This is a genomic window from Nostoc sp. 'Peltigera membranacea cyanobiont' 232, assembly GCF_002245985.1.
Lineage (GTDB): Bacteria > Cyanobacteriota > Cyanobacteriia > Cyanobacteriales > Nostocaceae > Nostoc.
Map to the genome: position 1 here is coordinate 25,216 of NZ_NOLK01000067.1, position 15,439 is coordinate 40,654.

General features: G+C 41.7%; 15 protein-coding genes and 2 pseudogenes. 7 read left to right on the forward strand and 10 right to left on the reverse strand.

Translation table 11 applies throughout. The features are described 5' to 3' along the window. Nucleotides 1-4 precede the first annotated feature (4 nt). Nucleotides 5-514, reverse strand: coding sequence for a HugZ family pyridoxamine 5'-phosphate oxidase (locus tag CDG79_RS21530; RefSeq protein ID WP_094343945.1), 510 nt, complete (start codon nucleotides 512-514; stop codon nucleotides 5-7). A gap of 272 nt (nucleotides 515-786) precedes the next feature. Between CDG79_RS21530 and CDG79_RS21535 the strand changes: the two genes are divergently transcribed. Beyond that, a complete protein-coding gene (locus CDG79_RS21535) occupies nucleotides 787-2,271 on the forward strand; it encodes a CIA30 family protein (protein ID WP_094343946.1) in 1,485 nt (494 codons plus the stop codon). A 214-nt stretch (nucleotides 2,272-2,485) separates the two neighbouring features. On the opposite strand, the gene CDG79_RS21540 is transcribed toward CDG79_RS21535, so the two are convergent. From CDG79_RS21540 to CDG79_RS21560, 5 genes and pseudogenes are all read right to left on the reverse strand, one after another. Next, nucleotides 2,486-3,298 carry an alpha/beta fold hydrolase gene (locus CDG79_RS21540; protein ID WP_094343947.1) on the reverse strand — a complete coding sequence of 271 codons (813 nt, stop codon included), beginning with the start codon at nucleotides 3,296-3,298 and terminating at the stop codon, nucleotides 2,486-2,488. A 202-nt stretch (nucleotides 3,299-3,500) separates the two neighbouring features. Further along, nucleotides 3,501-3,665, reverse strand: coding sequence for a hypothetical protein (locus CDG79_RS21545; protein ID WP_223278247.1), 165 nt, complete (start codon nucleotides 3,663-3,665; stop codon nucleotides 3,501-3,503). A 94-nt stretch (nucleotides 3,666-3,759) separates the two neighbouring features. Next, nucleotides 3,760-3,906, reverse strand: a pseudogene (locus CDG79_RS42575) (tetratricopeptide repeat protein); the annotation flags it as partial. Between the two features lie 16 nt (nucleotides 3,907-3,922). Then, complete coding sequence (locus CDG79_RS21555; protein ID WP_094343949.1) at nucleotides 3,923-5,230, reverse strand: Nramp family divalent metal transporter; 1,308 nt, start codon at nucleotides 5,228-5,230, stop codon at nucleotides 3,923-3,925. A gap of 337 nt (nucleotides 5,231-5,567) precedes the next feature. Next, entirely contained in the window at nucleotides 5,568-7,250 is a 1,683-nt protein-coding gene (locus CDG79_RS21560; RefSeq protein WP_094343950.1) for a SulP family inorganic anion transporter, read from the reverse strand. Between the two features lie 355 nt (nucleotides 7,251-7,605). On the opposite strand from CDG79_RS21560, the pseudogene CDG79_RS43920 reads away from it, so the two are divergent. Both CDG79_RS43920 and ccmS read left to right on the forward strand, forming a co-directional pair. Next, nucleotides 7,606-7,800: pseudogene (locus CDG79_RS43920) on the forward strand (ABC transporter); the annotation flags it as partial. A 52-nt stretch (nucleotides 7,801-7,852) separates the two neighbouring features. Then, complete coding sequence (gene ccmS, locus CDG79_RS21565) at nucleotides 7,853-8,281, forward strand: beta-carboxysome assembly chaperone CcmS (RefSeq protein WP_094343956.1); 429 nt, start codon at nucleotides 7,853-7,855, stop codon at nucleotides 8,279-8,281. A 412-nt stretch (nucleotides 8,282-8,693) separates the two neighbouring features. Here ccmS and CDG79_RS42580 read toward each other — a convergent pair whose 3' ends face one another. Next, on the reverse strand, nucleotides 8,694-8,843 hold the full coding sequence (locus tag CDG79_RS42580) for a hypothetical protein (protein WP_189525074.1): 150 nt from the start codon (nucleotides 8,841-8,843) through the stop codon (nucleotides 8,694-8,696). Nucleotides 8,844-9,371: 528 nt separating this feature from the next. On the opposite strand from CDG79_RS42580, the gene CDG79_RS21570 reads away from it, so the two are divergent. Continuing rightward, a complete protein-coding gene (locus CDG79_RS21570) occupies nucleotides 9,372-10,094 on the forward strand; it encodes a class I SAM-dependent methyltransferase (RefSeq protein ID WP_094343951.1) in 723 nt (240 codons plus the stop codon). 60 nt (nucleotides 10,095-10,154) lie between these two features. Here CDG79_RS21570 and CDG79_RS21575 read toward each other — a convergent pair whose 3' ends face one another. The 3 genes from CDG79_RS21575 to CDG79_RS21585 all read right to left on the reverse strand — a co-directional run bounded on the left by CDG79_RS21575 (nucleotide 10,155) and on the right by CDG79_RS21585 (nucleotide 12,394). Continuing rightward, on the reverse strand, nucleotides 10,155-10,583 hold the full coding sequence (locus CDG79_RS21575; RefSeq protein WP_094333096.1) for a YidH family protein: 429 nt from the start codon (nucleotides 10,581-10,583) through the stop codon (nucleotides 10,155-10,157). Nucleotides 10,584-10,941: 358 nt separating this feature from the next. Continuing rightward, nucleotides 10,942-11,604, reverse strand: a complete 663-nt coding sequence (locus tag CDG79_RS21580) for a hypothetical protein (protein WP_094343957.1) — start codon at nucleotides 11,602-11,604, stop codon at nucleotides 10,942-10,944. 79 nt (nucleotides 11,605-11,683) lie between these two features. Continuing rightward, a complete protein-coding gene (locus CDG79_RS21585; RefSeq protein WP_094343952.1) occupies nucleotides 11,684-12,394 on the reverse strand; it encodes a cadmium resistance transporter in 711 nt (236 codons plus the stop codon). Between the two features lie 206 nt (nucleotides 12,395-12,600). Between CDG79_RS21585 and CDG79_RS21590 the strand changes: the two genes are divergently transcribed. From CDG79_RS21590 to CDG79_RS43925, 3 genes are all read left to right on the forward strand, one after another. After that, nucleotides 12,601-13,587 (forward strand): LysR substrate-binding domain-containing protein, encoded by a 987-nt coding sequence (locus CDG79_RS21590; protein WP_094343953.1) that lies wholly within the window; start codon nucleotides 12,601-12,603, stop codon nucleotides 13,585-13,587. A 591-nt stretch (nucleotides 13,588-14,178) separates the two neighbouring features. Beyond that, nucleotides 14,179-14,832 (forward strand): DUF938 domain-containing protein, encoded by a 654-nt coding sequence (locus tag CDG79_RS21595; protein ID WP_094343954.1) that lies wholly within the window; start codon nucleotides 14,179-14,181, stop codon nucleotides 14,830-14,832. A 323-nt stretch (nucleotides 14,833-15,155) separates the two neighbouring features. After that, nucleotides 15,156-15,439 (forward strand): hypothetical protein (locus CDG79_RS43925; RefSeq protein ID WP_223278248.1); only part of this gene is annotated, 284 nt, incomplete at its 3' end.

Sequence of the window (15,439 nt, forward strand, 5' to 3'; positions counted from 1 at the left end):
TAATTTATCCCTGCTTTTTGTCAGCATCTCCTGCGATTTGAACAAGTTGCTGGAGGTTATGACCACTGATATGATATGCTCCTCCAAAACCAACTACAAAACGACCTTCATTAGGAGTTAGCTGGAAAATCCGGAAGTCAGACAAGCCACGCAAAACCTCGATAATTTGACCAAACCGCCCTTGAAATTGCTCAACTATTTGATTCCACTTGTCAGTTTCACGTTCTATCAAAGTTGCGGTACAATCAAAACTCAAACGACGACGGGCAAAAATTAGATTACTCTTGGCTTCATCTTCGATAAACAAGACACTAACATGAGGATTAGCATAGAGATTTTTGGTATGAGTTGAAAGACCACTAACATAAATATAGATATTCTTGGAATCATCCATTACTAAAGGAGCATAACTAGCATTGGGTATTGCCTGAGCGCTAACGGTGCTAATGATTACACTCTCAAATTTTTCAGGAAACTTTTCGTACTCAGCTTGAATGTCTTCAAATTGGCTCATAAGTAAATTACCGTTTGATTGGGAACACCTAATTAAGTATCCTACGTGATTGAGCGATATTTCCGACGGGCTATGACGCTCAAATACTCGCTATCGGCATTACATGGAATACCAAACTATTTGGCTTAATTGTAGCTAGCCTCCATCATTGGAGGGAATAGCTTACAACTATCTCTTTTCCATTGTCCTTTAATCAAGCAAAGTTCTGAGTACCGGAGGATTTGGAGAAACAGACATTGGGCTAGACTTAAGAAAGTTATGAGGACGCAAATATGACTGACAAAAATCGTTCTCAATGGGATTTAGCCAGGTTTATTGAAACCCTGACTTACTTTGAGGTAATTCCTTTCCTTAACTGGGTACAGCAGTTAATCCAAGGTCGTCCTAAGGATAATCAAGATAGACCCAATGGAGGGAGAAACGTGGGTGTAATACTAGTAGCGGGTGCAACAGGTGGTGTAGGTAAACGAGTCGTGCAGCGATCGCTCCAACAGGGTTATAAAGTTCGCGCCTTAGTTCGAGACATTGACAAAGCGCGGTCAATTCTTGGTAATGACATAGACTTGGTTGTTGCGGATATCACACAACCAGAAACCTTAACTTCTTTAGTAATGGCTGATATCCAAGCTGTAGTTTGTTGTACAGCAGTGCGCGTACAACCAGTTGAGGGAGACACAGCAGATAGAGCCAAATATTATCAAGGTGTTAAATTTTACCAGCCGGAGATTGTTGGTGACACCCCAGAAAATGTAGAATATCAAGGTGTTAAAAACTTAGTCCAAGCGGCCGCAAAATATTTACCCCAAGCAAACGAAAAACTAATATTTGATTTCACAAAGCCATCAGCAGAATTAAAAGATAACTGGGGGGCGCTGGATGATGTTGTCATGGGTGGTGTGAGTGCTAGTAATATCCAATTAGTAGAAAATACAGCTTTATTTGCTGGTAATGTTTCCACCGCTAACTCTGGCGGATTTGCTTCTGTCAGAACTAAGAATTTTGACCCACCCTTCAATTTATCTGCTAACAAAGGTGTGAAATTGCGTGTCAAAGGTGACGGTCAGCGTTATAAAATCTTCTTACGGACAGATACAAAATGGGATGGCATAGGCTATAGCTATTCTTTTGATACTGTAGCTAATACCTGGATAGATGTTCACATTCCCTTTGCAGATTTAATTCCCGTCTTTCGGGCAAAAGTTGTCAAAGATGCGCCGCCAATTGAGCAGAGTAGAATTTGTTCGTTCCAACTGATGTTGAGCAAATTTGAATATGATGGGGCTTTGAATCCCAAATTTTCCCCCGGTGGTTTTACTTTGCAGGTGGAATCAATTAAAGCTTACGGCGGGACAACTTTACCACAATTTATTTTAGTCAGTTCAGCAGGCGTGACTCGTCCCGGTCGCCCTGGTATTAATTTAGATGAAGAACCGCCAGCAGTGAAATTAAATGACCAATTGGGAGGAATTTTAACTTGGAAGTTGAAGGGAGAAGATAGTTTAAGAGAAAGTGGAATTCCTTATACGATTATCAGACCTTGTGCTTTAACTGAAGAATTAGGAAGTAAGGAATTAATATTCGAGCAAGGTGATAATATTAAGGGCAAAATCAGCCGTGAAGATGTGGCAGAACTTTGCGTGCAAGCGCTAAAAATAGCGACAGCTTCTAATGTTACTTTTGAGGTAAAACAGGGAGACAATAGTGTGAACTCTATCGATTGGCAGAGGCTATTTTCTTACTTAGAACAGGATAAATAAATTAGGACTAGTATTTGATTTGGAGAAAAGATACGTAGGGGAGCCAGTCGTGTGGGCGGGTTTCCCGACTTGAGCGCTAGCGACTGTGCGTAGCGTCACTGGCGTTGTGTTAGCACGGAGAGTACGGCACCAAGCCCTTGATGATGGTGCGTTACGAACTGCGTTCTAACACACCCGACAATATCTAATTTTGTTCAAAAATCAAATATGATTTCTATATAGTGTAACTTGGCTTAAATTTCCGCAGGAAGTTAAGCATGGCTGAAATCACAGTATCCGGTGATTCAACTAAGAAGCCATGACCACCACTGTCGAGGACTACAAGTTCAGCGTTGGGAATGCCTTGGACAAGTTGCTGAGAAAACTTTAGCGGGGTAAGAATGTCTTGTTTCCCAACTAGAACTAGGGTAGGACAATGAATTTGTTGAAGGCGGTCTGTTGTGTCAAAGTCAAGCATAGCTCGACTGTGATGATGGAGTGAATGAGTCGCTGGTGGGAAAGGATATCTGATTGCAAATTCGATTAGACCTTCAATCATCCCAGGAATCGAGTAGAAGGTATCTGTAAATATCCAGGGTAATATGACTTTTTCATAAAGTTTCAAGTCTACATGACCGCAGAGATCGCCCCAAGTCTCGATGATGCTGTTAAATAATCGATCGCCCTTTGCCAAGGATGAAAGTAGCATCAGACTTTGTACCTTTTCAGGATGTGCTAACACTAATTCTTGCGCTATCTGACCACCCATTGAATGACCTGCTAGATGCACCTTATCGATCGCAAGATGGTCGAGCAATGCTGCAACATCATTAGCCATCTGTTTCAGACTATAGGGAGTTTCGGGAGCAGAACTTCGCCCCATACCTCGGTTGTCTAAGCGAATCACTTGATATTGTGAAACCAGTGATGGCATGAGCAGTGACCAATAGGTACGATCGCAAAGGAAGCCAGCTATTAAGAGCAAAGGCTCACCTGTTCCCTTAATATCGTAAAACAAATCAATCCCGTTAATCTGAATCTTTGGCATAGTCAATAATTCTGCTGAACCCGATCTGAAGCAGGGATGGACAAGGCTACACTCCTACGTCTTTAATCTCTCATCCACCGTTGATAGCCGTTGGCGAGGCGATTGATCGTGTTGGCAGTGGCTGCGATCGCCATTAGTTCCTCGAACATGGTATCATTCATACTCTGGGTAGATGCAAATGCTGTGTAAAAATTTGATAATCCTAGCTAGCCTGACCAACTTGTGTAGCTTCTGGAATTTCAATCAATTTCCCAGTTTTGACATCGTAGAGATAGCCATAAATCAGAATTTCTGGTGGGACTAATGGGTGAGTGCGAATTCGTTTTACGTCTGCATAGACACTTTGTGCCTGTTCTGCGATCGTCAACCAATTTATATGACCTCAAATCTTGAGGCCATGTCTAGTGGGTGTATATAGGATATAACAAAGTCCCCAGCAATCGATTGCTGGGGACTTTGTTTAATTGAGATTTAACCAAACCTCGCAGGCAAAAACCCTCGTAAAATTGGGGATTTAGTTGCACAACAGAGTTAAAATCTGCGATCGCACCTGTAAAGCTACCTTGTTCAAGCTTTTGCACCCCTTGGTTATAGTAATCTTGAAAGTTCGCCCCCTCAGAGGTTTTATCCCAAAATACTTTGTAATAGCAACCAAACATTTAAACCTACGATAACAATAGCAACTAACCAAGCTAAAGATTTTAACCACAAGGGATTCACAAACTCACCCATCAAGTGGCGATTACTCGTAAACATCACCAATGGAATCACTGCAAATGGTAACTGTAAGCTGAGGATAACTTGACTAAAAACTATCAGTTTACTTGTACTATGTTCGCCAAAAATAATGATGGTAATTATCGCTGGAATGATGGCAAGCAAACGGGTTATTAAACGGCGTAACCAAGATGGAAAGCGAAATTGCAAAAAGCCTTCCATAACAATTTGTCCTGCTAAAGTTGCAGTCAGCGTTGAACTTTGTCCAGAAGCAAGTAAGGCAATACCAAAAATAGCACTGGCAAAACTAACTCCTAACACTGGCGAAAGTAATTTATAAGCATCTTGAATTTCTGCTACATTCTGATTACCCGAAAAATGAAATGTCGCAGCAGACACAATTAAAATTGCTGAGTTGATAAATAGTGCTAAAGACAAAGCAAAAGTTGAATCAATTGTGCCAAACTTAATTGCTTCCCACCTTTTTTCAGTATTAGGTTGCCAATCACGAGTTTGCACAATTGAGGAGTGTAAATATAAGTTGTGAGGCATCACTGTTGCCCCTAAAATACCGATAGCAATATAGAGCATTTCAGGATTTTGTAAAATCTCTTTTTTGGGTAGATATCCCAACAAAATACCCCCCAGATCGGGACGAGAAAAGATAATTTCTGCTGTAAAACAGATGCCTACTGTTGCTACCAGCATTATTACCAGGGCTTCTGTATAGCGAAAGCCTTTATGTTGCAGGAATAACAATACCAGAACATCCAGTGCTGTGATGCAAACACCCCATATCAAAGGGATACCAAATAAAAGTTGTAGGGCGATCGCACTTCCTAGTAGTTCTGCTAAGTCACAAGCTGCGATCGCAATCTCACACAGTACCCACAAACAAAAGCTTACCCTTGGACTGAAATAGTCCCGACAAGCCTGTGCCAAATCTCGCCCCGTAGCAACTCCCAAACGGACACATAGTGATTGGAGTAATATTGCCATCAGGTTCGACAACAAGATCGCTGTTAATAGTGTGTACCCAAACTTTGACCCCCCAGCGATGTCTGTTGCCCAATTCCCAGGATCGATGTATCCCACTGAAACCAAATACCCTGGCCCTGTATAAGCCATCATCTTGCGCCAAAAGCTGCTGCTGTTAGGGACTCTAATGCTGCGGTGAACCTCTGGTAAGCTAGGTTTGTTTTCTGGGGGAGCCATTTATTTTGCCGTCGATCTTCTCATATTCTTTTCATAATCTCATAAAATATAGAATAAACATCAACCTTTAGGCGAGTATGGATGGATGACTTGGATTTACCACCAAGTCGCTTTCTCTACGAGACACTACGCGAACGGTAGCGTCTGGTTGGTATAGCCTCTCGTAGAGAAGAGAAGAATTTGTAGAGTGTGCGTAAGTCCTATAAACGATCAATTCAGTCCACTTGAGTGGAATGCAAGCTATCAGCCCTAAACTGAAGTTCTGGGCGGGATGTCAGTCAGCGTGAATCTGACAAAAATGTGGGCAGAGGATTTTTTGACTAATGGCAAAATCTTCTCAGTCATTTAATTCCATCAATTCTTTGGTTTTCAAATCAGCCGCCATCGGTTGAGAACATCCTTCAATCTGAGGAGAGATAGAGCAAATCGCATCTGTTGTTGTTTCAAAACAATTTGATAACCCAATTGTTTTTAACAATCCTGAACGTTCTAGTAATTGTTTGACTTCGGGTTGTAAACCTGTGAGAATTAAGCGGCAATCGTGCCGTTCCAAGTCGTGGTAAATATCCTCTAAGGCTACTAACCCAGTTGTGTCCATATTTGGCACAAACCGCAACCGGAGAATTAAATACTTTACTTCTGGTTGATGGCGGACGAAGGTAACAAACCGTTCAGCAGCACCAAAAAATACGGGGCCATCTACCCGATAAACGGCAATTTCCTTACCTAATTCCAGAGGAGTACCAGGGGGAAATACTTCAGTTTCAGGTATTTTGACTAGGCTTAAATCGCTCATCTGTTTGATGAATAAGGCTCCGGCTGCAATCAATCCCACCTCCACAGCCAGAACTAAGTCAAACAAGATTGTTACTAGCCAGGTGAGAATCATCACAGCAAAGTCGGAGTAGGTAGCACGCATTAATAAACCAATGGCTTTCCACTCAATCATCCGCACGCTAACCACCATTAGAATACCCGCAAGTGCAGCTAAAGGAATCTGTGCTGCTAGGGGTGCTAAAGTTAAAACAATAATGGCTAAAGCAACGCCGTGAATTACCCCAGATAGTCGGGTTTTCGCGCCAGAACGGACATTGACAACAGTCCGAGCGATCGCACCTGTTGCGGGGATGCCACCAAAAAATGGCACAATAATATTTGCTAATCCTTGACCAATTAATTCGCGATCGCTATTGTGTTTTTCGCTCACTGTCATCCCATCAGCCACTACCGCCGACAGCAACGATTCAATACTTCCCAGTGCTGCTAAAGCCAAAGCTGGATTAATCAGTTCCCGAATTAACCTAAAATTATTCCAATGGGGAATACCTTGGGGCATTGGTAAAGATTGCGGAATGCTGCCAATTGTGGGTACATCCAAATGGAAATAAGAAGCGATCGCTGTTGCCAAGACCAACCCCATTAAAGAACCTGGTATTGTGGTATTGATCCTAGGCCATAAAACCGTGGTTGCAATCACCACCATTGCCAACCCAACAGCAGCCCAGTTTAGAGCTTCTACATGACTTACAGTTTGCCAAACTTCTGGCAAAAAATGTTCGCTACGCGGTAGTTTTAAGCCAAAGAAATTATTTAACTGACCACAAAATATAATCACGGCAATACCATTGGTAAAGCCTGCTGTCACTGGATAGGGAATAAACTTCACTAGCTGTCCAAGTTTGGCAACCCCCAAGGCAACCTGAATAATCCCAGCCATTACCCCAGCAATCCAAACTTTCTCAATGCCGTACTTGGCGACAATTCCCACCAAAATCACAGCCATTGCACCTGTTGGGCCTGTAATCTGTACTGAGGAACCACCAAAAATTGCCGCTACAATTCCTGCTACAATAGCCGTGTAAAGCCCAGCTTTTGGTTCTACTCCACTTGCCACTGCAAAAGCTAAAGCTAAAGGCAAGGCTACCACTGCTGCTGTCAGTCCTCCCGTCAAATCACCACGCAGTCCACTAAATAAACGATCCAGACGCTGTGGTTCTTGGAGGATATCAGATATTGCCATATTCCATTTCAACTCTCATAGACAATTTGTTAATAGACAGATAGATGTCATAATCCGGGCAATTAAGCATAATGCCCGGAACCTCAAAGAGCCTGGAGGGAAAAGCTCCTTTATTATAGACATCTCCGAAAAAAGTCAAAATTATATTGTTATTAACTTGTAGCGGGCGATCGCAGTCTTGAAGAATCCGCCCGTTTTGGTTTGAGATGAAGCTACCTCGGCGGTAGATAATAAAGGAGGTCGGCGTAAATAATTATCGTTTGGATAAGGCTGGGAGCAGGGAGCAAGGGGAAAAAGGGTTTGAGCCTTCTTTACTTTTCTTCACACAGTTTGGTTTGATTGTGCCAACTTACTTAAAGTAGAAGCGGCAATCTGGCGATCGCGCGAACAGATTACAGTAGATAGAACTATAATTTTCTACCATCCGCAATACCGATTGCATTTATGTCATAGAACATGGGAAATTAGTAGAGTCGGGAACCCATGAGCAATTGCTGGATAAATCGCGGATTTATTTTAGTCTCTGGCCGTACAATCGGGTTTTAGATAAGTTTCGCGCCTTATTTCTGTCTCAATTACGAATTACAAATTACAAATTATTTATGTTTTTTGGCAATAACCAACCAGAATCAGGTGATAACAAGTGGCGTGGCCAGTTGGATAGATTTGTAAAAGCAAATCAGCAGGACTTGGCGGCGCTGTTTTGGGGATTGTGGTTAGCAAATGGTGACAGTCAGGGTACTGTTGGTATTGATTTGCAACCAACGCCGCATTTTGTTTATTGTCCGAAAGAGCAGATAGAGAATTTAAATATTAAAGTTGAAAATCGGCTTCAGGAAATATTGGGAATTGTCGAGAATCATAAACCTGAACTGGAAGTTGTGATGATTGGGATTGGTAAGGGTGAAATTAAGTTAATTCAGTTTGCACCAGAACCCGCGCCACCCATTTGTTTTGAGCAAGTTGGGAAGGATGTAGATGGTTTATTAGAAGCTTTAGAACAGCGCATGAATGAAACTTTTAATTTATGACTACCTAAAGCTTCAAGTTTATTCATAGGGGTAAGCAGAAAATATTGGTGTAGCAATTATTTCTCATTCTTCGGCTTTTAAAGTAGCTGAAGGCTATAGCAATCATATTTGATTTTTGAATAAATCTAAGTATATGTAGAGTGGATTTAAAAAATAAAATACAAGTCCTATAGTTGTGAATAATTGAATTTTACAATATGTCTATTCGTCGCGAGCTAGAATACATCATAAATTAAAAGTAGTGGCATATTCCAATACGCCACTACTTTTAAATAAAGGGGTTTAAGTACAGAGCTAAATCTACAATCTAATGGCTTTCAATTATATGGTTGATTGAATCTCCTACTCACTGCCCAAGCTGAATTATGAATTTCGACTCCCGTATTCTCTATCAATGCTATATCAGCGCCTACTAGTTATCATCTGTACGTTTATCATAAGGCTCACCTGTAAAAGGTTGTACCCCAATAGCAGGATAAGCATCATCATTAGGGCCAAAAATCCGCATTGCAGCTTCAGAAATATACTGGGTTATATTACCAAGGATTTTGGAAATAGCCATAATATTTGGACTCCTTATTTTTGAGTCGCTTTAATTGTGCTACCTATACTTTAATGCTGAATATTCTTGACTGAGACTAATCCTCAATATATCGAGAAGATACGCAATATATATTCAGATAACTTCGCAATACTTTATTTTGTTAAAAAGCCAAACTTCTCTCTTTGATTCTAATTCAAACTTAGCCATTTATTCAACCCCACTCTGGTAAATAACCTAGAAAACCAACTTGCTTTATATAAGACTCCTATTTGATTTTTGAACAAAATTAGGTATTGTAGGCTGTGTGAGAACGAAGTTCGTAACGCACCATTATCGATGGTTTAGTGCCGTACTCTCCGTGCTAACACAACGCCAGTGACGCTACGCACAGTCGCTACCGCCCAAGTCGGGAAACCCGCGCACACGACTGGCTCCCCTACGGATCTTTTCTCCAAATCAAACCGGATTCCTATAGTTACGCCCAGACGTAACAGACATCACAAAGCGAATTTGACTACAATTCTGAGAAAGAGTAGCAAAAACCTAATGTCTAAAAAGTCTGATTCGCAGTTCCAAAATCTCTTTACTTCAGCCAAATCAACCAATTGGGACGAAAGATTAGCCCAAATAGCCTATCGCTTTAACCGAGAGTATCAACGTGAAACCTTTGAACTCCCAACCGAAGTCCAGGCGATGCCGATATTCCGTGAGTGGATTGGAGGTAGTTTTGCAGGGAGAATTGCTTCCCCTTTTTGGGAAGTTGCTCAACCTCAAAAAAACCAGCACTGTATAGATATTGGCTGTGGTATCAGCTTTTTAATCTATCCTTGGCGGGATTGGCAAGCATTTTTTCATGGGCAAGAAATCAGTAACGTGGCACGCGATACCCTTAATTCTCGCGGGCCACAGTTGAATTCCAAGCTGTTCAAAGGTGTTGAGTTGGGAGCAGCCCATCAGTTAAACTATTCACCAGAGCAGTTTGACTTAGCGATCGCAACAGGATTTAGCTGCTATTTTCCACTCGAATACTGGAATGCAGTACTGGCAGAAGTTAAGCGAGTCTTAAAACCAGGTGGACATTTTGTATTTGACATCCTCAATCCAGAACAACCTTTAGCAGAAGATTGGGCTGTTCTGGAAACCTATTTGGGGGCTGAGGTGTTTTTAGAGCCTGTAGCTGAGTGGGAAAAAACCATTAAGGCGGCTGGTGCTAAAATAATAACTCAAAAATCAGGGGAATTATTTCAATTGTATAAAGTGCGGTTTTGAAAATAAGTAGCTAGGCATGAAGGGTGCTGAATAAGATTAGTTATGCCTACCTACTTACCATCACTCAGGGATAAGTGGACTTGATGGATCTAAAGAAGTTGTAAAAACAAAATAGATTACTCCAGCTCCGAGAATCATCACAGCAAGACTGAACAATAACACCCATCGGTCTGTTGGTTCATAAGTATCTTCTTCGATATCACGACGGACTGCAAAATAGTGGGCTGTTGAGAGCCAGACTGTGATTAAACCCACCAACGAGAAGACTAAACCTAACTTCCAGCCGTTGCCAGGACGGGGTATCAAAGGTACTTGGAAGGCACGCAAACGCACAATGACGACACCAAAACCTAAAAGAGCGATCCCTGTCCGCATCCAAGCAAGGTAGGTTCGCTCATTTGCCAAGTGATCTCGGATTCGGGACGGATTGAGTCGTCCTGGCTTTTTTTTATCTTTATCTTCTTCTGTGGATTTCAATTTTAACTGCATCAATAACACCCTTATCCCCAAAGCGGCTCTTATCAAAAAAATGCGAAGGTAGTAGGAAATCTCTTTCCTGATGACTCGCACCGAGCGCAATAGTTGCGCTATTGAAATATGCTTATTGTGATTGTACATTTTTTCAAAATTAATTTTAATGCAGATATCGAAATAAAACAAGCCTGACAGGATAATTCGTACTTCGTAATTGATGATATAGAAAAACTGTGAGTAACAAGGGACATAAAAAACAGCCAAGAATTAGAGAGATTTTTCACCAGTGCTAGTCAGGTTTCTTCTCTAATTTTGGCTGTTACCCTGTTGAAATTGAAAACAATCATTCAAAAATAGACTATGCAGTTCTATTTCAAGACTTATTGCTAGGCGCATTAGGAACTCGTGTATCAATGATATCCTGCGATATCTCTGGGATAAACCAGTTAGCCTTATTGCTGTTAAGAACTTTCACGCTTGGAACATTCAATTCAATCGCAGCAGTATCTGGATTTGTCTTAACAACCAACTGAGTTCCATCAAGGATCTTTAGAGCCACAGGCCCTGTCAATTTTTCACCTTTCCCATTAGGACTAGAAGTGAAATCCGCTACCTTGACATTAGTCGGTAGATAAATGCCATCACAATCCCAGTTATTTTTTGTAGACTGACCATTAGCTAGAAAATACAGACCATTGTCGTATACGGCATCTTCATTGTCTTCATCATTTGGTCTTTTGCCGTATACTGCGATGGTCTTACCTGTTTGATTTTCGCATTTACCCCAGTTGATTCCCGTCTCTAATGCATATTTTTGCAGTGTTAATTCCTCAGTTCTCGTTTGAATTTCTTCTGCTGTCAAACCTTCAACTTGAGTTTGGGTATCTTTTGTTTGAGACAATTCGTTAAGTGCTTTCGTGACTTCGATGTAGTCAGGGTTTTTGCTAAATTTTGGTCTGTCAGCAAAAGAAGGTTGAGCAAAGGCTAGATTGGCGACAATCATTAAGAGAATTAGCAGAGATTTCCAGACTTTCATGTTTTGATTCCTGTTGATGGGTAAAATATTTTGTCGTTTTAAATTCATTTTGACGAGAAAATTCATCATGTACCTCTTTCTAGATACTTAGTTTTTCTTGTTCTTGACTAGATGAATGAGTATTGAAACCTAAAATTAATGAGAATATATAACTAGAAATTACAGATAAAAGAGTCCAGGTAACATTTTCTGTGACAATAAACACACCCAATCCAATCAAGATACAAGGCACAAAAGTGTTGCCATTTTCAGTTAAGAAGTTTGCGATCGCAGGCAAGTAGGTTAACTTGTAAGCGGTGTAACACCATACACCCACTAGCGAGAAGAATACACTTAGGATAACTAGCAGACTATCTAATTCCGAGTTGGCAAACAGAGGTACGTAGACACTGATATTATCACTACCATTGGCAAAAGCGATCGCCGCTACGTTGCAAGTTTGCGGAGAGAGAAAACTACTAACTATAGAGGGACAAGACGGCTCGGTTTCTTCTTCGGCTTCCTCTGGTGAATCCTCTTGACGTTTTAGTAAACCACTGACACCAATGATTATTGGCATTAAACCAAGTAGTCTAATCCAGTCCTGCGGTATAATCATTCCACCGAAAAAACCGGGAAGGCTAGCAACGATCAATGCAGCAAAACCGAGATACTGACCAGCGAGGATGTGACGACTGCGAAACGTTTTACTTATTTGTGAAAAAAGCAACGTCAGAATGACAATATCATCGATGTTGGTGGCAGTGAATGCGGTAATCCCTGTGGTAATAGCAGTTACTAAATCGCTCATTTGTGGAAGTCCTTATTTTCATGCTTGGGAATTGGGCGTTGGTTATTTCCCCCTGTCCCCTGCTTTCTAGTTGGCCGTTTGAGTCCGTGCCGAAGCCTTGATTTATACTTTAGTCAAACTAACCGATAGAATCAAATGCTTTTGTTTGTCAAAATGATAAATGAAAGTGATTATAATTTTGACACCAAGTTGTAGGGATACCATAAATGGCAGGAATGACGCTTGAACAGCTAAAAATCTTTCTAGCTGTGGCGCAGCACTTACACTTTACTCGCGCAGCCGAGGAGCTTTATATTACACAACCTGCCGTCAGTGCAGCAATCCACAACTTAGAGCAAGAATACGGTGTGAAGCTATTCCATCGGATTGGTCGCCATATCGAGATTGCTGAAGCGGGGAAATTACTGCAAGTGGAAGCGCAGAAAATTCTCGATCAAGTTTCCTTGACTGAAAGGGGATTGCGAGAATTGAACAATCTGCAACGGGGTGAATTGAAATTAGGATCGAGTCTGACAATTGGTAACTACTGGCTACCAAGTAAGATTAGTGAGTTTAAGAGCCTATATCCCGGTATCCAGATTGACTGTAGCCTTGCCAATACAGAGGATATTTGTCTCGGAACGGCCACAGGACAGTTTGATTTAGGTTTGGTGGAAGGAGATATCAAGCCAGCACTCCAGAGTACTCTAGAGTATGAAATAGTAGGGAGCGATCGCTTGCAAATTGTTGTAGGTCAAAAACACCCTTGGTTTGAGTGGGGAGAAATCGACTTAAGCCAATTGACTAAAACTGTTTGGGTGATGCGAGAACCAGGTTCTGGAACCCAGCAAAGGTTTGAAGAAGCTTTACTAAATTGGGGAATCAATCTCAGTGAACTGGATGTAATTTTAGTGTTCAATAGTGGGGAGATGACAAAAGCAGCGATCGAAGATGGTGTCGGTGCGATCGGAATTTCTGAGTTGATGGTAAAAAAAGAAATACAACTAGGAACTCTGCGGGCAATTCGAGTGATTGATAATAGAGAGGGTAAAGGTGCGATGCCTGCGGCGGGCTATGCCTACGCAGAAATAGTTAGACCTTTTTTCAAACTCAAGCATCGTCAGCGTTTTCAAACTGCTCTTTCTAAAGTATTTGAACAAATGTTGATATCGTCTATGTTAGATAGTTCACATCAACATATATCAATTATTTAAAGTAACGCGAGTTCGACTACTTATGTAGTAACCGCTTAACCAACTTAAATATTGAAACCTATGCCTGCTTTTACAGTGCTGAGTAAGAATAATACCAAGTACTAGGTACAACAATGCAAGCTGACACATTAACAATGTCAGATATTGCCAAATTTAATTCGCTACGAATTAATCAAATACTGTAAGCTAATAATCTTGTAATTTGCACATTGTGATTTATTCAAATCATTGTAGTGCGGGCATCCTGCCCGCGTCGAGCGTGCAAATTAAATGCAGGACAGCTTACTAATACCATTTCTTTGTGAAGCTGCGCCAAATTTCCTTTGCTTCTTATTTCTTTCTTTGTGCCCTACCCTTCGGGTTCAGCAGTCACTCATGGGGGAAACCCCCAAGACCGCGCTGCTTCACCGCTTTGCGTCTATGCGTCCAACTCTTACGAGACGCTGCGCGAATGCGGTTCGTTCCTCATATAGTTCGGCGCACGTTCATACAGAAATGGTATAAGCTATTTGGTAAATGCCCCACCCCTTGTGAATTGACCAACAGTCTCATAGAATTCGGGGGATATAAGCGAACAGGCTGAATTCATTAATGGTGACACCACAAGACGCAAGACAATACGCCCCAGCAACTGAGCGCAATCGCGAACCAATTTTAGAAATACTTTTGCAAGTATTGCCTCAGAGTGGAACTATTTTAGAAATAGCAAGCGGTACTGGTGAACACGCAGTCTTTTTTGCGTCTAGGTTCAGGGATTGTCAGTGGCTACCGACAGATGTAAATTTAGAATTACGAGCCAGCATTATTGCATGGACTGAACACGACGGATGCCATAATGTTTATGCACCGCTTGAGCTAGATGTTAGAGAACCAGTTTGGGCAGTGGAGAAAGAGGCAGTGACTCAGAGGCTGAATCTGGAGCCAATAGTCGCGATCGTCAACATTAATATGATTCACATTTCACCGTGGTCAGCTTGTCTAGGACTAATGGCAGGGGCAGGCCGGATCTTAACAGCAGGAGGAATCCTCTATTTATATGGGCCTTTTAAACAAGGTGGAAAACATACAGCAGCGAGTAATGCAGCTTTTGACGAATATTTACGTGGACAAAATCAAGAATGGGGTGTGCGGAACTTAGATGATGTAGTAGCAGCAGCTAAGGCAGAACATTTCATCTTGAAACAGATTTACCAAATGCCAGCAAATAATCTTTCAGTAGTCTTTGAACGTTCTGCTGATGAATAATTCCTGGAAATGGTTTTGGTGCAGACTCGAACATCTGGCAACAGATAACTTTATTGGTATATAGCGCCACCATATCTACACAGCCTACAGACAAAGCAGCTACCCTGAAAGTTAACAGCAATCTATCACAGTTATTGGCTATACTCACCGTCATCATCGTCAGGCAGATTTGAGAAATACCCTGCTGACATCGAAATACCAATATCTTCCGGCCCAAATTGAGGAACTGCTTAAAAGATTAGCCGTCTAGGGTGAAGCTGCTAGACAGATGGCCTTAGCTTACGATCATTTTCTGTATCCACCTAAGCATCTCAATTGCATAGTTGCGGCAGAAAGACAACTTCAGATATGGGAAGGAGGAAATAGCTGAAAGAAAAAGAAGCCTCTTATCTCCCTTACAGGTCTACGCCCGGATTTCTCAGCCCGGATTTCTCACCACACCTCTCAAAGCCCGTGCTTGTGCAGGGGAGCAGGGGAGCAGGGGAGCAGGGGAGAGAACAAAAATACCAAGTTCTTTCCCCTCTGCCCCTCTGCCCCTCTGCCCCTCTGCCCCTCTGCTCTATCAAACGCCTGAAGCTTGTGAGAAATGCGGGTACGGTATACATAC

Coding starts and splice junctions, on each gene's coding strand:
- CDG79_RS21530 (WP_094343945.1), bottom strand. CDS start 514: ATGAGCCAATTTGAAGACATTCAAGCTGAGTACGAAAAGTTTCCTGAA.
- CDG79_RS21535 (WP_094343946.1), top strand. CDS start 787: ATGACTGACAAAAATCGTTCTCAATGGGATTTAGCCAGGTTTATTGAA.
- CDG79_RS21540 (WP_094343947.1), bottom strand. CDS start 3,298: ATGCCAAAGATTCAGATTAACGGGATTGATTTGTTTTACGATATTAAG.
- CDG79_RS21555 (WP_094343949.1), bottom strand. CDS start 5,230: ATGGCTCCCCCAGAAAACAAACCTAGCTTACCAGAGGTTCACCGCAGC.
- CDG79_RS21560 (WP_094343950.1), bottom strand. CDS start 7,250: ATGGCAATATCTGATATCCTCCAAGAACCACAGCGTCTGGATCGTTTA.
- ccmS (WP_094343956.1), top strand. CDS start 7,853: ATGTTTTTTGGCAATAACCAACCAGAATCAGGTGATAACAAGTGGCGT.
- CDG79_RS42580 (WP_189525074.1), bottom strand. CDS start 8,843: ATGGCTATTTCCAAAATCCTTGGTAATATAACCCAGTATATTTCTGAA.
- CDG79_RS21570 (WP_094343951.1), top strand. CDS start 9,372: ATGTCTAAAAAGTCTGATTCGCAGTTCCAAAATCTCTTTACTTCAGCC.
- CDG79_RS21575 (WP_094333096.1), bottom strand. CDS start 10,583: ATGCAGTTAAAATTGAAATCCACAGAAGAAGATAAAGATAAAAAAAAG.
- CDG79_RS21580 (WP_094343957.1), bottom strand. CDS start 11,604: ATGAAAGTCTGGAAATCTCTGCTAATTCTCTTAATGATTGTCGCCAAT.
- CDG79_RS21585 (WP_094343952.1), bottom strand. CDS start 12,394: ATGAGCGATTTAGTAACTGCTATTACCACAGGGATTACCGCATTCACT.
- CDG79_RS21590 (WP_094343953.1), top strand. CDS start 12,601: ATGGCAGGAATGACGCTTGAACAGCTAAAAATCTTTCTAGCTGTGGCG.
- CDG79_RS21595 (WP_094343954.1), top strand. CDS start 14,179: ATGGTGACACCACAAGACGCAAGACAATACGCCCCAGCAACTGAGCGC.